Here is a 16,632-nt window from a genome sequence, read left to right on the forward strand (position 1 = left end):
CAATTTTCTGACTTAAATTTCGCTCAAATAAACTTCGAGTAATTTAAACCAATCAATCAATGAAATATTTTCGATCAATCAATCAGTAAAAATCCACACAAGTTGTTCTTCATAATCTCTTAATGATTTCCTGTTATTTCGTCAATAACAGCACCAATTCAATCAACACTGCGTTGGTGTGTTGCGTATTCTATACAGTTTTTGAATAGACGCAATATATTTTTTAGTTTTTTTTCAAAAAAAGCACCATCCGCCCAAATTTTAGACGCATTTCATATTTTTATCACACTTTTCTTATAATTTGTCTTTTTTTCGCACGTTACTGGATTGGTTTTTAAATAAATCCTTTTAAGGCGATAACAAAAAACAACCAGCTCAATGGAGCTGGTTGCAAATCAACATTAATTGGCTTGTTCTGCAAGCCATGACATGAATTTTTGTCGCTCTGCTTTAGTGGCTTGTTGCCACAATTGAATCAATTGTTGCTCTTTGCCCTGTGTTTGTTTTGCTGTAGGCAATGTTACTGAGGTGGTTTTCTCAGATGGCAACACTGCTGCCGCGGTATAAACTGCTGCTGGCTGATTGACCGCAGCACTATTTTGAGTGGTATCTACAGTTTTATTAAGCCAACTACCACCTAACCAACCAGTTGAGTTTACTTTAGCACCTGTTTGTTGTACCAGCAACTGATTCTTTTGATTATATAAACCAACGCTTGGTTGATCTTTGAATTCTTTTGCAGCATCGAAGTCTTTAGGTGGATTTACCAAAGCGAGTCGATAGTTTTCGCCATCTTGAAGAATTGGGGTTTTGAGTGTAATGACGTCTGATTTTAAAATATCGTGCGCACCATTATGATGTTCAAAATATTGTTGATAACGCAAGTTAATGACATTTTCACCCGCATTGACTTTCACTTGCTGTGCAGAACTGAATAAACCTGAACGAATTTGTTGATCATTTACAGCGAGCAACTTAATTTCTTCAGGTACTGCAATAGTTACTGCTGAAAATGCTGAACTACAAGCCATCAATGTAATACTTGCTATGCCTAATTTAAATGCCATATTTCACTCTATATCGTTTATTAAAGTTTGATTGCACTATGCAATGTATAAATGACAGTTTTATGACAATTCATGGGTTTAGGCATTTGCACATGAATAAGTAAGTTGTAAGGCACATCACTACCCCCAGAAACAAAAAAGTAGGATGAATCATCATCCTACTTTTTTGTCTGTGCAGTATGTGTTGCTAGAGCTTAGTTAAAGCTTTTGAAACGTGCTGCATCATCCATAAATGTTTTTTCACCAGCAGGTGCTTCAATTGAACCAAACACTAATTGTGCACGTAGTTTCCAGTTTGCAGGAATGTCATAAGTTTGCGCAACTTCTTCATCTACGATTGGATTGTAGTGCTGTAATGATGCACCCACATTGATTTCAGATAAAGCTGTCCACGCTGCGAATTGTGCAATCCCTGTCGAATGTTCTGACCATACTGGGAAGTTGTCTGCATATAGCGGGAATTGCTCTTGTAGACCTTTTACAACATCTTGATCTTCAAAAAATAAAGCTGTACCAAAACCTGCAATAAAGCTATTAATTTTTGCTTCAGTGTTTGCAAATGCTTCTGCAGGAACCATTTTATGTAAAGTTTCTAAAACGATGTTCCAAAATTGTGTATGCGATGCACCGTATAAAGTCACAACACGTGAAGTTTGCGAGTTAAATGCAGATGGGCTTAAACGAACTGCTTGTTTGATTGTACTTTCAATAGTTGCCTGATCTACAGAAACATTTTTACCAAGTGCATAGATTGAACGGCGTTTTTCTAATTGATTTAAAAATGACATTTTTAATTCCTCTGCAGAATTTTGTATAAATTAATTGATACAGCGATATTAAGCTTTTTATTCAGCATAAACATTACAAAAAATACGACAGTGTGTTTTATGTATAGAACGATTATAGTTATATAAAGTGACAAATGTATGTGACTGCATTTAGGGTCTGTTGACATTTCATAAATGGCTTGCGCTGTAGGCTAAAACTGAGCAGATCAGGCATGAAACGCAGGGAATAGCGAGACTATTGCCAAGTTTCATAACGCAATCTGAGAAAGTTTTAGCCACAGCCTGAGCAAAAACAAGCACTGCTTTGTTTGCAGCGCAAGGCGCAGCGAAGGACGAGCATATTTTTTGCTGCTATTGCGTTATGAGTCAGTCATTTAGAATGACTAAATTTCCTGCCTCATGCCTTATATCAGCTAAAAAACCTTGCGAGATATATCTCTCACGTCGCAAACATAGACGAAGTGTCAACAGACCCTATTACCTTTTATTCTATAGATATAGTCTATTGCAATATAAATATGCTGCGGTTCGCTCTTTGTAGCACATAATAATAAGCTGATTTGACCAATCTTCATCAAATGCTGTTATTTAAGCATAGACTTTAAATTGATTTTGATAGTGTGCATGACTCCGTTCGGTTACTTCTTCTTCAATTGATCCAAAAACGAGTTGTGAACGTAACAACCATGTATCTGGAATATCAAAATGCTCTGCCACAGCACGGTCTATGTTTGGATTATAATGCTGTAAAGATGCACCCACGCCTGAATCTGCCAATGCTGTCCACACTGCAAATTGCGCCATGCCTGAAGTTTGCTCCGACCAAATTGGAAATTCTGCAGCATTAAATGGAATTTTCTTTTGCAATTGACGAATCACTTGTTGATCTTCATAGAACAATACCGTGCCAAAAGCTGCTGCACATTGTTCGATTTTCATTTTAGTACCTGCAAAAACCTGCTCTGGTACAAACTGACGTTGTACTTCCTGTACTAAATTCCAAAATTTTTTATGTGATTCAGAAAATAAAATAACCACGCGCGTACTTTGTGAATGATGTGCCGATGGACAGCTACGCACAGCTTCCTGAATCAGCTCGGTCATATAAGTTTGGCTAAAATGAACGCGTTTTCCTAAAGCATAAATACTACGGCGCTTTTTTAATTGATCGATGAAAGTCAGTTCATTTGCGTCATAGTTCGGCTTTTTCTTAAGCTTAAAGTCTTTCGTGATATCTGCTGTAAGCACATGACCAATTTTATTTAACAGTGTCATTTTGACTTCCCCAAAAAATCAATCAAAATCAATCTAATATTTTTTCTTATTCTATATAGACGAAAGTGCTTTTATTCACATTCGTATTTTTAGCTGCTGCTTTTTACAACACTCAAACCCGCTAAAAACAACAAACTCCGCATTTTGCGAAGTTTGTGTGAAACTTACAGCATTTTACATTTTAGCTTTAAAACTTAATTCAAAACTTATTTTTCAGTTTCAAACAGTGCTGCAACAAATGCTTTGGCTGAGAATGGACGTAAATCATCAATTTTTTCACCCACACCAATAAAGCGAATTGGCACATGGCTACGGCTTGCAATGTTAAATAACACGCCGCCTTTTGCAGTGCCGTCCAGTTTAGTGATGGTGATGCCTGTTAAGCCAACAGCCTCATCAAACATTTCAACTTGGTTAATGGCATTTTGACCCGTGCCTGCATCCACAACCAACATCACTTCATGCGGTGCAGTCGCATCAATTTTTTGCATCACACGCTTAACTTTAGTCAATTCTTGCATCAGGTTGCTTTTGTTATGCAAACGTCCAGCAGTATCTGCAATTAACACATCAATGCCTTTGGCACGCGCACTTTCAAACGCATCGAAAATAACAGAAGCACTGTCTGCACCGTGACCTTGTGCAACAACGGCAACATCGTTACGCTCACCCCAAATCTGCAATTGTTCTGTCGCTGCAGCACGGAAAGTATCCCCTGCGGCCAACATGACTTTTTTACCTTCGCCTTGTAAGCGTTTCGCTAACTTGCCAATGGTTGTGGTTTTACCTACACCATTCACACCCACGACTAAAATCACATAAGGGGTTTTATTGGCATCAATATGTAAAGGTTTTACCCGTGGCGCAAGCAAAGCCACTAATTCTTCTTGCAAAGCCTTATATAAAGAATGTGAATAAATTAAGTCGCCACGCGCAGTACGCTCGGTCAAATTGGCAATAATGGTTTTCGTTGCATCTACACCAATATCTGCAACCAACAGTTGTTCTTCGACTTCTTCTAATAATTCATCATCAATTTCTTTACCGCCAATCAGAATATTCACCATGCCATCGGCAAAGTTTTTACGGGTTTTGGTTAACCCTTCTTTCATGCGACTAAAGAAACCACCTTTCGCAGGCGCATCCGTGTCTGATGATGTTTCTGCAGCATGTTCAGAGGTTTCTGCTTGTTGTAGAGGTGTTGTTTCAACAATCGGAATATTTACCGCTGGTAAATTCGGTAATGTGACATCATCATCTCCGATATCAGCATCAATCAAAAATTTATTTTGCCCATTAGATTGCTGTTGCATGCCGAATCCTTGAAAAGCATTGCGTTAAAAAATCGGATTCTAACATAAACCAATTGCTTTTACCTCGTATTCCAACCACATAGCCGCATACAAAAAATACCTACAGCAATCCTTGCCTTTCCGCTTTAATTTCTGAAAGATAAGCCGATAACGATTGATCTCCACTTGCTTATGTTCCAATTTTCGATGAAGTCTGTTTGTGCGTTGCTTTGGGGTTTAACAGCTTCGATTAGCCATGCTGAAGTTTTAGCTGCGAATAACACTTTTGAAACCACACTCAACAATGGTTTAAAAGTCATTATCCGTGAAGACCATCGTTCTCCCATGGTGATGACTCAAATTTGGTACAAAGTGGGCAGTAGCGATGAGTCGGGAAATACACTTGGGATTTCGCACGTACTTGAACACATGATGTTTAAAGGTACAGCCAAGGTGCCGAATGATGAATTTACCCGTTTAAGTCGTATTTATGGTGGCAGTGTCAATGCAGCAACCTTTACCAATTACACGAATTATTATCAGCTCTATCCCAAAACTTATTTCCCACTGGCTTTAGAGTTGGAAGCCGACAGAATGAGTAATTTGTTACTTCGCCAACAAGACTTTGAGCCTGAAATTAAGGTGGTGATGGAAGAACGGCGGCAACGTACCGATGATAATCCACGGGCTTTGGCTTTTGAACGCTTTAAATGGATTGCCTACCCAACCAGTCATTATCGCCAACCCATTATTGGGCACATGAAAAACTTGCAAAGCATTCAGCTGCAAGATGTACAGGCGTGGTACAAAAAATGGTATCGCCCCAATAATGCTATTCTAGTGATTGTGGGCGATGTAGATCATCAAGCCGCATTGTTGCAAGTCCAAAAGTATTTTGGAGATATTCCGAAAGCACCTACGCCACCGCGCAATGATGTGTTGGAGTTTGAACAATTAGGTTATCGGCACATGGAATTGTCTGCGACTGTGCAAGTTCCTAATTTATATATGGCTTGGAATGTCGGTTCATTGGCAACAGCTAAAAATCCTCAAGATGCCTTCGCGCTCACTATCATCAAACAACTGTTAGACAGTGGAATTACTTCACGTTTAGAACAGCGCTTGGTCAGAAACAATAAGATTCTTAGCTCAGTCAGTGTCAGTTATGACCCGTATCAACGTGGGGATAGTTTGTTTAGTATTTCAGCATTGCCTGCAGCAGGTGTAACGTTAAGCGAAGCACAGGTCGCGATTCAAAACGAAGTGGATACGCTAAAACAGGATTTGGTCAATTCAAGTGAAATTGAGCGCGTGGTAACTCAATTTGTGGCCAATTGGATTTATAGTCAGGATGATTTGGCAGGACAAGCCCGAACCATTGGCAATTTGGAAGTCAATGGATTCAGTCACCGTTTAATCGATGTTTTACCACAACACTTCCAAGCGATTACTGCCCAGGATCTGCAACGTGTTGCGCAAAGTTACTTTAACAAAGACAGACTTAGCACCTTGTATTTATTACCTCAAAGCACAACACCTTAAACTGTGATTTTCATGAAAAAACATCTATTCAGCACGCTTATTTTAAGCACTAGTTTTAGCCTATGTTCTGCTGGCTTTGCGATGGAAACTGCCACCAGAGCAGCGCATGATTTTGCTGAAACAGATGTAAGTACGCCTTTACAATCTTTGAGCTTGCTGCACAGTTTAAATGCCGTAAATGAATTGGTCGATGTTCGCGCTCCACAGGTATATGAATTAAAAAATCATCGACACGTACGCACTTTATTTGTCGAAAATCCTGCTTTGCCAATGGTTGATATCCAACTGACTTTTAATGCAGGTTCTGCCCGCGATGCAGAAATTGAAAAAGGTTTATTTGGCGTTGCCAATATGGCAGCCCAACTGATTGATGAAGGCACCAAGCGTTATAAGGCAGAGGAAATTGCCGCAGCCTTTGAAACCACAGGCGCACGTTTTAGTACCACGGCGTACCGCGATATGTTTGTGGTACGGCTAAGAACACTGTCTGATCCGCAGAAAATGCAAACTGCCGTCAAAATGATGCTGGAAATACTGAAACATGCAACTTTTGAGCGTTCTAATATCCAGCGTGTGCAAAGCAATACACAAATTGGGCAAAAACAACTGCAAGAAAATCCAAGCCGTTTAATGAATATTCGCTTATATCGCGCAATTTACGGACAACATGCCTATTCAGAACCCATTACAGGCACCAATGGCAGCATCAAACGGATTCAACCAAAGCACTTACAACAATTTAGAGATCAGTTTCTGGTCGCGCAAAATATGAACATTGCCATTACAGGCAAATTAACCTTAAAAGAAGCAGAAAAACTTGCCAATACCATCAGCGCACATATTGCCCAAGGTGTTGCAGCAACAGCTTTGCCACAGCCTACACCTGCAACACGTTTCAACATCCAGCATATTCCCTACCGGTCACAACAGGCGCATGTCAGTATTGCACAACTTGCGACTACACGGGATGATCCTGACTATTTGGCTTTAGAAATTGCCAATAAAATGCTGGGCGGCAGCAGTTTCAATTCAATTTTGATGAAAGAATTACGAGTAAAACGTGGCTACACTTACGGTGTTAGCAGTTCGTTTCGTTTTACCCAAGCAGCGGGTTTGTTTAGCTTAGGCTATTCTACGCGCCAAGATCAGTTACTCGATAGTATTCAAGTCGCTCACCAGAGCTTAATTCAGTTTGTACAACAACCTATGAATTTAGAACAATTAAAAGAAACCAAAGCAGGTTTAATTCGTGCATTTCCGAATCAATACAGCAGCAATGCCAGTATTAATGCCCAGCTTGGGCACATCGGTTTTTATCGACTTCCTGCAAATTATTTAAGTGATTATGCAGAACGAGTGGAAAAAGTTACCGCTGAAGATGTGCAACGTGCAATTCGCAAACATTTGCATCCTGATCGTTTAACTTTAGTAATTGTGAGCGAACATTTAGATAAAGCCGCATTGGTAAAAATGCTGCAGGACAATTTACTCGCACCAACATCTTTAACACCGACACCGCACAATATGAATAACATGCCAACAGAAAAAATTACTCTTGCACCAAGGCAGGAAGTTGTTGAGCCCGATCTTGCTCCATTTGATGTGCCTGCATCAACTTTAAATAATGCACATAACGAATCGGACGTTGATTGAGTACATGAACTGCCATGTCTTGGGTATTGGCATACATAGATTGTTGTGACAAACGCTCAACATTTTGAAATTGTTGCACGCCAACTGGGCGATAAAGCGCAACACTTGCTAAAGTTAAAATAATAAAAATGATACTCAGCACAACAATATTATAAATTTGCTCGAGTTTCAGTTGAGAAATAAATTGAATCGTTTTTTGAATTGCGTTGTGCATGACCTACCTCTAATCGCCTTAGTGTAGGATGCCCTTGTGAGATGTACAAGTTAAACAGCTCAATTTTACTGTATCGTCACAGTAAAAATTGAGCCTTTTTCTACAAATTCTACAAAGGATTTAGCTTTAGCCAATCGTGCCACGAATTACCGCAAAGTATAAAACCAATGCAATGACTGCAAGCACCAAGAAAATAGCAAATACACTGACACCGCCCTCTGCTTCGGCAGGATGCAGTTCATCTTCATCGGCAATACGGAGTAATTCACCATCATAATTACGATAAAACTCTATACGATCGCTTCGCTCTAAAGTTTTAGCAAAGTCAGCCACACGTTTACGTTGCGCCAAGCAGTATTCACCTAAATGAACATCTCGACGGAAAATTACCTCATCTAGTTTTTTACGGTGATGATGTGCCAACTCAATAATTTGAGAAGTCAATGGAGGTACATCAAAAGCACATCCGTCTACGGATCTTGTCATGTTGTTCTCCTTTTTTATCATGCTTAGAGCTTTAGTTTAATCAAAATTAAACTTGTTCAATGTTTAATCATGTAAACTTGAAATATGCTCATTAACCCCGATAATTATTTGACAATTCAATCAAATTGTAATATTAGTTTAACAATAAAGCGTTAAATTGATATGAAGCCTAAAAGGTAGGCTTAAATAAGTAATCATAATTACAATAAGGAGTTTAATATGATTCAAACGATCTCTCACCATGACTTAGAGCATGTTTATGCAAATGCAGTAAACACGATTCATTCACAAATGAACTTCCAAGACGCGGTAAAACAACTCGAAGAAGCTGCACGTGCAGGACATGGTAAAGCGGCAATGTTCTTAGCAGAACTGTATTATCAAGGTTTCCGCGTAGAACGTGATTCATTGAAAGCGCAATACTGGCAAAACATGGCCACCATGCAAGCATAATAAAACGTCACTTAGGTGGCGTTTTTTTTGACCCTTTTTTTAGATGCTCCAACCATAAATACATATTTGTTTACGATTTTAAGCAAAGCTTAAACGGTATATTCATCAATTCTTTTTACAATATAGCCAAATTTTACAACCTTGCTTGATTATGAATCAGATTAACCAACTCCACCCTTTACCAAAGGATTTTCTGCTTAAAGTTACACTATTAAAATCAATGATGTACTGCGGTGTACTTTGGGGTTTATTCCATCAAGGTTGGGCAATGAGTTCAGATCACGATGATTATATTTTCCCTTTTTGGTTAAATGCGGTACAAGCGCATAAATATGCTGCTAAACACTGGCCACAATATAGTCCTCGTAAAATTTCCGCGCAGGATTTTGAAACTTTTTTATTACCAACGCTCACCCGTTTAAATGTCACGCCAACCTTGTTTGGTTCGTCAAGTCAAAAAATTAAACTGACCACTTCACAAATGAAGCATTTCTTTTTTAATGAACCTGCGTTAAATATTGCTTAAATAAAAACTGAATAGAATTGACGTAAAAATCAACAATCGTGACTCTAAAGTATTTGCAATTTTTACAATTCACGTTACTTTAAAAGTCAAACAATAAACAACAAATCAGGACACAGAATATGACCAAGGTAACTCACGTTTTACAAGATAAAGCACATCACGAAATTTACACAATTCGCCCAGAAGCAACGGTTTTAGAAGCAATTAGTTTAATGGCTGAAAAAGGCATTGGTGCGTTGGTGGTTACCGATCAAAACAATCATGTGGTTGGTATTCTGTCTGAGCGTGATTACACCCGTAAAGTTATTTTGATGGAACGAACTTCTAAAAGCACAACGGTTAGTGAAATTATGACTGCTAAAGTACTGACCGTGACCAAAAACACCAGTGTGAAAGAATGCTTAAACTTAATTACTGACCATCATTTACGTCACTTACCTGTACTTGAAGGTGAGCAGTTGGTAGGTTTAGTGTCGATTGGTGACTTGGTGAAAGCGACTATGGATGATCAGCGCAAACTGATCGAGCAGTTACAACAATATATTGCAAGCTAAGACACTGTTTTATAAAACCTGCCAAATATAAAGTAAAGATAAAAAAACCGCCTAAACTTACACATTTAGGCGGTTTTTCATATTCAGTAGAATTAATTCAAACCTAATTTTTCTGCTACATAGTCTGAATCTTTATCACCACGACCTGAAAGATTAACCACAATTTTCACATTTTTTGCCATTTTTGGTGCTTCACGTAATGCCCACGCCACCGCATGTGAGCTTTCCAAAGCAGGTACAATACCCTCTACACGTGACAACGTCATAAAGGCATCTAAACATTCTTGGTCAGTTGCCGTTGAATACTCCACGCGACCAATGTCTTTTAAGAAGCTATGTTGCGGCCCCACACCTGGATAATCCAAACCAGAGGCAATAGAGTGCACTGGCAATGGCTCACCATGTTCATCTTCAAGTACATAACACGCCATACCGTGAAGCTGGCCTGGTTTACCCAAAGTTAGGGTTGCAGAGTGTTGATCTGTATCTAAACCATGCCCTGCAGGCTCAACACCCACAAGTTTCACTTCTGCATCATTTAAGAATGCGGTAAATGCACCCACTGCGTTTGAACCACCGCCCACACATGCCACGATATAATCTGGATTTACTCCAAAGCGTTCTTGGCTTTGCATTTTAATTTCATCACCTATAATAGATTGGAAATCACGCACCATTTTTGGAAATGGGTGTGGCCCAACCACAGAACCAATCGCATAAATAAAGTTTTTTGGGTCTTTTAAATATTCTTCAAAAGCGCTGTCCACTGCATCTTTTAAAGTGGCTGTACCGCGGGTCACTGAAATCAGGTTGGCACCTAGAATTTTCATTTTCACCACATTCGGGTGTTCTTTTTCAATATCCACCTGTCCCATGTGAATTTCACACGGAATTCCCACTAGCGCACATGCCGTCGCCAAGGCTACCCCGTGCTGTCCCGCACCAGTTTCTGCAATGACTTTGGTTTTACCCATATATTTGGCTAGTAATGCCTCGCCTAAACAGTGGTTAATTTTATGTGCACCAGTATGGTTTAAATCTTCACGCTTTAAATAAATTTGCGCACCACCTAACTGTTCAGATAAACGCTTGGCATGGAATAAAGGACTTGGACGGCCAACATAGTGAGCAAACAAATCTTTTAATTCATTCTGAAATTCTGCCGTTTTACGAATTTCCTCATAAGCAACGTTAATTTCATCCATGGCTTCTTTTAAATGTGGTGGAATAAACTGCCCGCCATATTGCCCGAAAAAACCGTCTTCATTCGGTAATGCGATGCCATTGATTTGATGATCCATATCGATCCCCTCAGATTGAAATTCACGTTGCCTATCGTGTCTGCACTTACTTAGTCTTCGCCTAACAATCACTCAAAAGTTGAGTGATATTGACGAAAATGACGATTAACGCGCCAAATATTTAGTCATATCTTCAATGCCTTTTAAAGTCATTGGATACATATGATGTTCAAAAATTTGTTTAATTAAACCAATGGTATGTGTGTAATGCCAATAGCCTTCCTGTTCAGGATTCAGCCATGCGGTTTTTTCAAAATGCTGACGCAGACGTTGTAACCAAACTTGCCCTGCCTCATCATTCATATATTCTACCGAACCACCAATCGAATTCAGCTCATAAGGTGCCATACTCGCATCACCGACCACAATTACCCGATAGTCGCGTCCATAGGTATTCAACAAATCCCACGTATTCATACGGGTACTGCTACGGCGTAAATTGTCTTTCCAAACATAGTCGTATAAACAGTTGTGGAAATAAAAATATTCGAGGGTTTTAAACTCAGTTTTGGCCGCACTAAACAGTTTTTCACATTGGGCGATGTGTGCATCCATCGAGCCACCCACATCAAACAACATCAACACTTTGACGCGATTACGACGTTCTGGCACCAATTGCACATCTAAAATGCCCTGTTTGGCAGTTTCTCGGATAGTGCCATCAATATCCAATTCTTCAGCTGCACCTTGACGGGCAAATTTACGCAAACGACGCAGTGCCAATTGCATTTGTCGTGTACCTAAAATCTGTTCATCGTCTAAATTTCGATACTGACGCTGCTCCCAGACTTTAACAGCTGAACGCTTACGTCCAGGCCCACCAATGCGTACACCTTCAGGATGATCACCAAAAGCACCAAACGGTGATGTACCGCCCGTACCAATCATACGGTTGCCACCCTGATGCTTTTTATGCTGCTCGCGTAAACGCTCTTCCAGCATTTTCATCAATTCTTCTAAAGAACCTGCTTTTTTCAGCTCTTCGCGTTGTTCTGGCGTGAGATGTTTTTCTAATAGTTCTAAGTCGAACCAGTCTTTAGGCAATTGATGAACTTGCTGCAGTAAATCATCTAAATCAAAAGTGGAAATGCCATCAAAATAATCTTTCATGGCACGGTCAAACTTGTCAAAAAAACGCTCATCTTTGACCATGACGGTTTTAACAAGTTGATAGAATTCATCTTGATCTGCAAAAACCAGACCCGATGCCACCGCCTGATTTAAGTCAATCAATTCACGTGTGGTGACAGGTACACCGTAACGTCGCAAGGTATAAAACAAGCGCACGAACATGGCGTTGTCCTCCCTTAACGGCGCGACATAAAGGCTAAACGCTCAAGCAATTGCACATCTTGTTCATTTTTGATTAATGCACCGTATAAAGGCGGAATGGCTTTGCTTTTATCGCTATTACGCAAAATATCTTCCGGCATGTCATCTGCCATCAATAGGCTTAACCAATCAATTAATTCAGACGTAGATGGTGGTTTTTTTAAGCCCGGAACTTGGCGCAATTTAAAGAAAACTTGTAAAGCTTCTGAAACCAATGTGCTTGAAATATTCGGGAAATGCACATCGATAATATCGCGCATGGTCGCTTCATCTGGGAAATCAATATAATGGAAGAAACAACGACGTAAAAAAGCGTCTGGCAGCTCTTTTTCATTATTTGATGTGATGATCACGATTGGACGTTGTGTTGCCGTAATGGTTTCGCCTGTTTCATAAACATAAAACGACATTTTATCGAGTTCATGTAGCAGGTCATTTGGGAATTCAATATCTGCCTTGTCAATTTCATCAATCAACAACACACAGCGTTCTTCGCTGGTAAATGCTTCCCACAATTTCCCGGGTTTAATATAGTTTTTAACGTCATACACACGGTCATCGCCCAGTTGGCTGTCACGCAAACGCGACACTGCATCATATTCATATAAACCTTGCTGCGCTTTGGTGGTCGATTTAATGTGCCATGTAATCAACTTTAAACCCAAACTTTTAGCAACTTGCTCTGCCAATAAGGTTTTACCTGTACCTGGCTCACCTTTCACCAAAAGCGGTTTTTGCAAAGCACGTGCGGCTTTCACCGCAAGTTTTAAACTATCAGTCGCAATGTACTGATCTGTACCCGAAAATTGTTGCGCATCAACAGACATGATTTTACCTTAATTGTTTTAGTTACAGTGGTGAGGTATTTTTCTTGGCTTTATAAGTCGTTTGTTTAAGATAGTATCTTGACCAGAAATAACCGATCAATAAGCCAAGACCGATCACAAATAAAATGGCAGATAAATTAGACCAAACCAATGGGGTTTCTTTGGTTAAAACACCAAAAAGAAGTCCAAAGATGGCTGGGGCAAGTGCTGCATTGCTGCCTTCTGATACTGTTGGGGTAAGTAAAATTGCAAACAGCACAATCCAAGTGATACCACCTAACGGATTGGGCAAGCGTTTGGCAATTTCGTACCAGCACCATAAAATAATGGCACTCCCCAACAAATAAACAGAAACAGCAATTGCAGTTTCAGGAATTGAATCCAATCCAGTCATCACACTATTCATTTCTCAACTCCTGAATAAAGCTTAAGCACCACGTAAACCTTCTGGTTCAACGGCATTTGGGTTAATTAAGCCTTCTGGTGGCACTTGAATAAAGAAGCCACGTGTTTGAATAGAATCCATGACATGCAAAACATTCACACGTGCCAACTTACGGCTTTCAGACAGTTGCAAATCCATTACAAATGTCGCACGACCAAATGCAACTCGCATTGGCTCAGGTAAAACCTCTAGCGGGTTAAACGCTTCTGCTTGATCTTCAGTTTGCTCAGGACGGGCGATGTATAAATACATCTCATCTTTTTTGCTCGATTTATAAATTGAACAGTGCATAAACAACAAAACTCTAAAAACTCAGTCAAAGGATACAACAAAAAAAACCGAGATACATTAACCATTATTAACGCATTGGTCTATGTTTACACTCAAACAAAGAATGGCGTGAAAATTCATCCATTTTCAGGTGAAAAACGGCTTTATTTAAAATGTGGATCGGTTTGATTTATTCAGCAACTTTCATCTGACCAGACAAATAACGCTCGTCGGCATGTAAAACTTCAATTAAAGGCTTGGTGAGTAATTCATAACGCCAACCTAACAAATAGTTAGGCAAATCTTGCTCATCGTTATGAAATACCACATGCTGATAAAGCGCATTGAGCCATTTTTTACGCAGCAAAACTTCTTTTGGAATTTGAGTTTCCTGTACGGCACGTTGAATCACCTGTTCTACATTTTCGCCCACTTCTTTTGAAGAATGACGAATTGGTCGCGCCATACGTAATGGCCATTGTGATTGATCAGGCAAATATTTAATTAAATCTAAAATAGTTTTGCCATGTTCACGCACAATATGCGCACGTAAATCTTTAATAGTACTGAGCTGGAACTGATTTTTAGGATTTTTCTCGACCAAGTCCAGCATAGTAGAATTACGCAAAATAAAACTACGTGGTTGGTTTAAGGCTTTTACCATTTGCTCACGCCAAACGGCCAATTGTTGCAATTGCATGAGTTGACGGCGTGAATGACGATAGTTGCCCACATCCTGATACAACAACTCTAAAGGTGTTTCTTCACCAATTTCCTGAGTTAAATTGCGGCAATCTTCTTGTGCAAAATCCAGTAAATAATTTTGTTTTAAGTCGGTTTGTACCTTATCTGCCAATTGCATTAGATACAGCACATCATTGGCAGCATAATTTAACTGCTCATCGGACAACGGACGTGCAAGCCAGTCTGAGCGAGTTTGCCCTTTATCAATATCGACATTGAGCATGGTTTTTAAAGCGTTTTGATAACTGACTTGTAAACCATGCCCTAAAAATGACATGCCAACTTGGGTATCAAACACGTTATCTAAGTTTTTTTGCTGCGCATAATGATAAATTAAATCAATATCTTCACCGCAGGCATGAAAAATATTTTGCTGCGCTTGAAACAGTTTTTCCCAAAATGCACTTAAATTTAAAGAAGTGCCATCTAACAAATAGACCTGATCATTCACATTAATTTGGAATACACCCAATTTTGGCCATAAAGTATCGACCTTAATAAATTCGGTGTCTAAACCATAAATGCTGTTTTGGCTCATTAATGCCAAGACATTTTCAAAGTCTTTTTGTTGGTGAATAAATTGGAACATAGCGAGCAGGTAAAACAGGATTCTCTAGGGGTTCATTTTAAACATTAAATAGCATTTAGCTATAAAAATATGTCCAGTATTTTCAATTTTTATCTTATTTCTAAGTCGATACAGTGAAAATTTAAATTTTTTATCGTTTTTTTATCTTAATTTGATTTTTTATTGGCTTTAAAGGCAAGTAATCATTTTTGTGGATGATTTATCAAATGACTATTCACATGAAATAAGCACCTAAATGCTTATTTCATTCGCATCCGATTATGCACCGCCTGACTTAAAGTATGACTATCGACATATTCAAGTTCACCACCTTGCGGCACACCTTGCGCAATACGGGTCATCTGCACAGGCAAATGTTTGGTTGCTTCTACCAAATAGTGTGCTGTCGCTTGACCTTCTACGGTTGCATTGGTCGCCAAAATGACTTCAGTAATGTTGCCATCACTTAAACGCTGAACCAAATACGGAATACCAATTTCGTCAGGCCCAATGCCATCTAATGGCGATAAATGCCCACCTAAAACATGGTATTTACCACGGAAGCTGCCGCTTTGCTCAATCGCCATGACATCGGCTGGAGATTCCACCACGCAAAGCAAGTGTGCATCACGATCATGTGAGGCGCAAATATTGCAGACTTCATCTTCCGTTAATGAGTGACAAATCGAACATTCATGAATATAGCTAGTGGCTTCGTTCAAAGCATGAGCCAAACCGACTGCACCTTCTCTATTTTTCATAATCAGGTGCAATGCCATGCGTTGAGCCGATTTTGGCCCAACACTTGGCAAAATGCGTAGCGCTTGTACCAGTTGATCAAAACGATCACTAAACATACGCCGTTCCTTAGAATAAACCTGCCAAGCCTGGTGGCAAGCCCATGCCTGAGTTTGCAGACTTCATTTTTTCTTCAGCAATTGCTTCAACTTGACGGGCAGCATCATTCATTGCAGCGGCAATCAAATCTTCAATCATGTCTGCATCGTCTTGCAATAATTCAGGATTGATTTCAATGCGTTTGACCACATTACGGCAAGTCATAGTCACTTTCACTAAACCACCACCCGCTTCTGCATGCACTTCAGTTTGCGCAAGTTCTTCTTTGGCTTTTTTAATGTTGTTTTCCACTTCTTTTTGCATGCGCTGCGCTTGCTGCATCAACATATTAATGTTCATAAAAATCTCCGAACAAATGATCTATTGAGGGTCTGTTGACAATTCGTCTATGTTTGCGACAACGCAAGCCATTTATGAAATGCCAACAGACCCTAGTT

The 16,632-nt window shown here is 39.6% G+C and carries 19 protein-coding genes; 5 read left to right on the forward strand and 14 right to left on the reverse strand.

Annotated features, from left to right (window positions below):
- Positions 1–401 precede the first annotated feature (401 nt).
- From FTT70_RS11135 to ftsY, 4 genes are all read right to left on the reverse strand, one after another.
- Positions 402–1,067: a DUF2057 domain-containing protein gene (locus FTT70_RS11135; RefSeq protein ID WP_131261450.1), complete on the reverse strand. Its 666-nt coding sequence runs from the start codon at positions 1,065–1,067 to the stop codon at positions 402–404.
- Positions 1,068–1,261: 194 nt separating this feature from the next.
- Entirely contained in the window at positions 1,262–1,855 is a 594-nt protein-coding gene (locus FTT70_RS11140; protein ID WP_004976581.1) for a nitroreductase family protein, read from the reverse strand.
- A 588-nt stretch (positions 1,856–2,443) separates the two neighbouring features.
- Positions 2,444–3,130, reverse strand: coding sequence for a nitroreductase family protein (locus tag FTT70_RS11145; RefSeq protein ID WP_096901452.1), 687 nt, complete (start codon positions 3,128–3,130; stop codon positions 2,444–2,446).
- Between the two features lie 206 nt (positions 3,131–3,336).
- The gene (gene ftsY / locus FTT70_RS11150; RefSeq protein WP_004976589.1) at positions 3,337–4,443 is read right to left on the reverse strand and encodes a signal recognition particle-docking protein FtsY; all 1,107 of its coding nucleotides are present in this window, start codon (positions 4,441–4,443) and stop codon (positions 3,337–3,339) included.
- Positions 4,444–4,629: 186 nt separating this feature from the next.
- Here ftsY and FTT70_RS11155 point away from each other — a divergent pair, with 186 nt between their 5' ends.
- Positions 4,630–5,964, forward strand: coding sequence for a pitrilysin family protein (locus tag FTT70_RS11155; RefSeq protein ID WP_225530234.1), 1,335 nt, complete (start codon positions 4,630–4,632; stop codon positions 5,962–5,964).
- Between the two features lie 12 nt (positions 5,965–5,976).
- Entirely contained in the window at positions 5,977–7,617 is a 1,641-nt protein-coding gene (locus FTT70_RS11160; RefSeq protein ID WP_131261451.1) for a pitrilysin family protein, read from the forward strand.
- Here FTT70_RS11160 and FTT70_RS11165 read toward each other — a convergent pair.
- Together FTT70_RS11165 and FTT70_RS11170 are read right to left on the reverse strand one after the other, a co-directional pair.
- Positions 7,514–7,831, reverse strand: a complete 318-nt coding sequence (locus FTT70_RS11165) for a hypothetical protein (protein ID WP_180168627.1) — start codon at positions 7,829–7,831, stop codon at positions 7,514–7,516. The two genes, FTT70_RS11160 and FTT70_RS11165, sit on opposite strands and share 104 nt — an antisense overlap.
- A 126-nt stretch (positions 7,832–7,957) precedes the next feature.
- Positions 7,958–8,317 carry a hypothetical protein gene (locus FTT70_RS11170; protein WP_004976597.1) on the reverse strand — a complete coding sequence of 120 codons (360 nt, stop codon included), beginning with the start codon at positions 8,315–8,317 and terminating at the stop codon, positions 7,958–7,960.
- Positions 8,318–8,536: 219 nt separating this feature from the next.
- On the opposite strand from FTT70_RS11170, the gene FTT70_RS11175 reads away from it, so the two are divergent.
- From FTT70_RS11175 to FTT70_RS11185, 3 genes are all read left to right on the forward strand, one after another.
- Positions 8,537–8,770 carry a hypothetical protein gene (locus FTT70_RS11175; RefSeq protein ID WP_004976599.1) on the forward strand — a complete coding sequence of 78 codons (234 nt, stop codon included), beginning with the start codon at positions 8,537–8,539 and terminating at the stop codon, positions 8,768–8,770.
- 151 nt (positions 8,771–8,921) lie between these two features.
- Entirely contained in the window at positions 8,922–9,296 is a 375-nt protein-coding gene (locus FTT70_RS11180) for a DUF2750 domain-containing protein (protein WP_004976601.1), read from the forward strand.
- 119 nt (positions 9,297–9,415) lie between these two features.
- Positions 9,416–9,850 carry a CBS domain-containing protein gene (locus FTT70_RS11185; RefSeq protein ID WP_004976604.1) on the forward strand — a complete coding sequence of 145 codons (435 nt, stop codon included), beginning with the start codon at positions 9,416–9,418 and terminating at the stop codon, positions 9,848–9,850.
- Positions 9,851–9,942: 92 nt separating this feature from the next.
- On the opposite strand, the gene trpB is transcribed toward FTT70_RS11185, so the two are convergent.
- From trpB to FTT70_RS11225, 8 genes are all read right to left on the reverse strand, one after another.
- Positions 9,943–11,151: a tryptophan synthase subunit beta gene (trpB, locus tag FTT70_RS11190; protein WP_131261452.1), complete on the reverse strand. Its 1,209-nt coding sequence runs from the start codon at positions 11,149–11,151 to the stop codon at positions 9,943–9,945.
- A 105-nt stretch (positions 11,152–11,256) separates the two neighbouring features.
- Complete coding sequence (locus FTT70_RS11195; RefSeq protein WP_004976609.1) at positions 11,257–12,444, reverse strand: VWA domain-containing protein; 1,188 nt, start codon at positions 12,442–12,444, stop codon at positions 11,257–11,259.
- Between the two features lie 14 nt (positions 12,445–12,458).
- Positions 12,459–13,310, reverse strand: a complete 852-nt coding sequence (locus FTT70_RS11200) for a MoxR family ATPase (RefSeq protein WP_004976610.1) — start codon at positions 13,308–13,310, stop codon at positions 12,459–12,461.
- Positions 13,311–13,332: 22 nt separating this feature from the next.
- Positions 13,333–13,716 (reverse strand): hypothetical protein, encoded by a 384-nt coding sequence (locus tag FTT70_RS11205; RefSeq protein ID WP_180168628.1) that lies wholly within the window; start codon positions 13,714–13,716, stop codon positions 13,333–13,335.
- 21 nt (positions 13,717–13,737) lie between these two features.
- Entirely contained in the window at positions 13,738–14,046 is a 309-nt protein-coding gene (locus tag FTT70_RS11210) for a YcgL domain-containing protein (RefSeq protein WP_004976615.1), read from the reverse strand.
- 169 nt (positions 14,047–14,215) lie between these two features.
- A complete protein-coding gene (locus FTT70_RS11215) occupies positions 14,216–15,358 on the reverse strand; it encodes an HRDC domain-containing protein (RefSeq protein ID WP_096901447.1) in 1,143 nt (380 codons plus the stop codon).
- Between the two features lie 239 nt (positions 15,359–15,597).
- Entirely contained in the window at positions 15,598–16,194 is a 597-nt protein-coding gene (recR, locus tag FTT70_RS11220; protein WP_019837914.1) for a recombination mediator RecR, read from the reverse strand.
- Between the two features lie 10 nt (positions 16,195–16,204).
- Positions 16,205–16,534, reverse strand: coding sequence for a YbaB/EbfC family nucleoid-associated protein (locus tag FTT70_RS11225; protein WP_167845987.1), 330 nt, complete (start codon positions 16,532–16,534; stop codon positions 16,205–16,207).
- Positions 16,535–16,632 lie beyond the last annotated feature (98 nt).

The organism is Acinetobacter sp. YH01003, assembly GCF_013420525.1.
Lineage (GTDB): Bacteria > Pseudomonadota > Gammaproteobacteria > Pseudomonadales > Moraxellaceae > Acinetobacter > Acinetobacter towneri.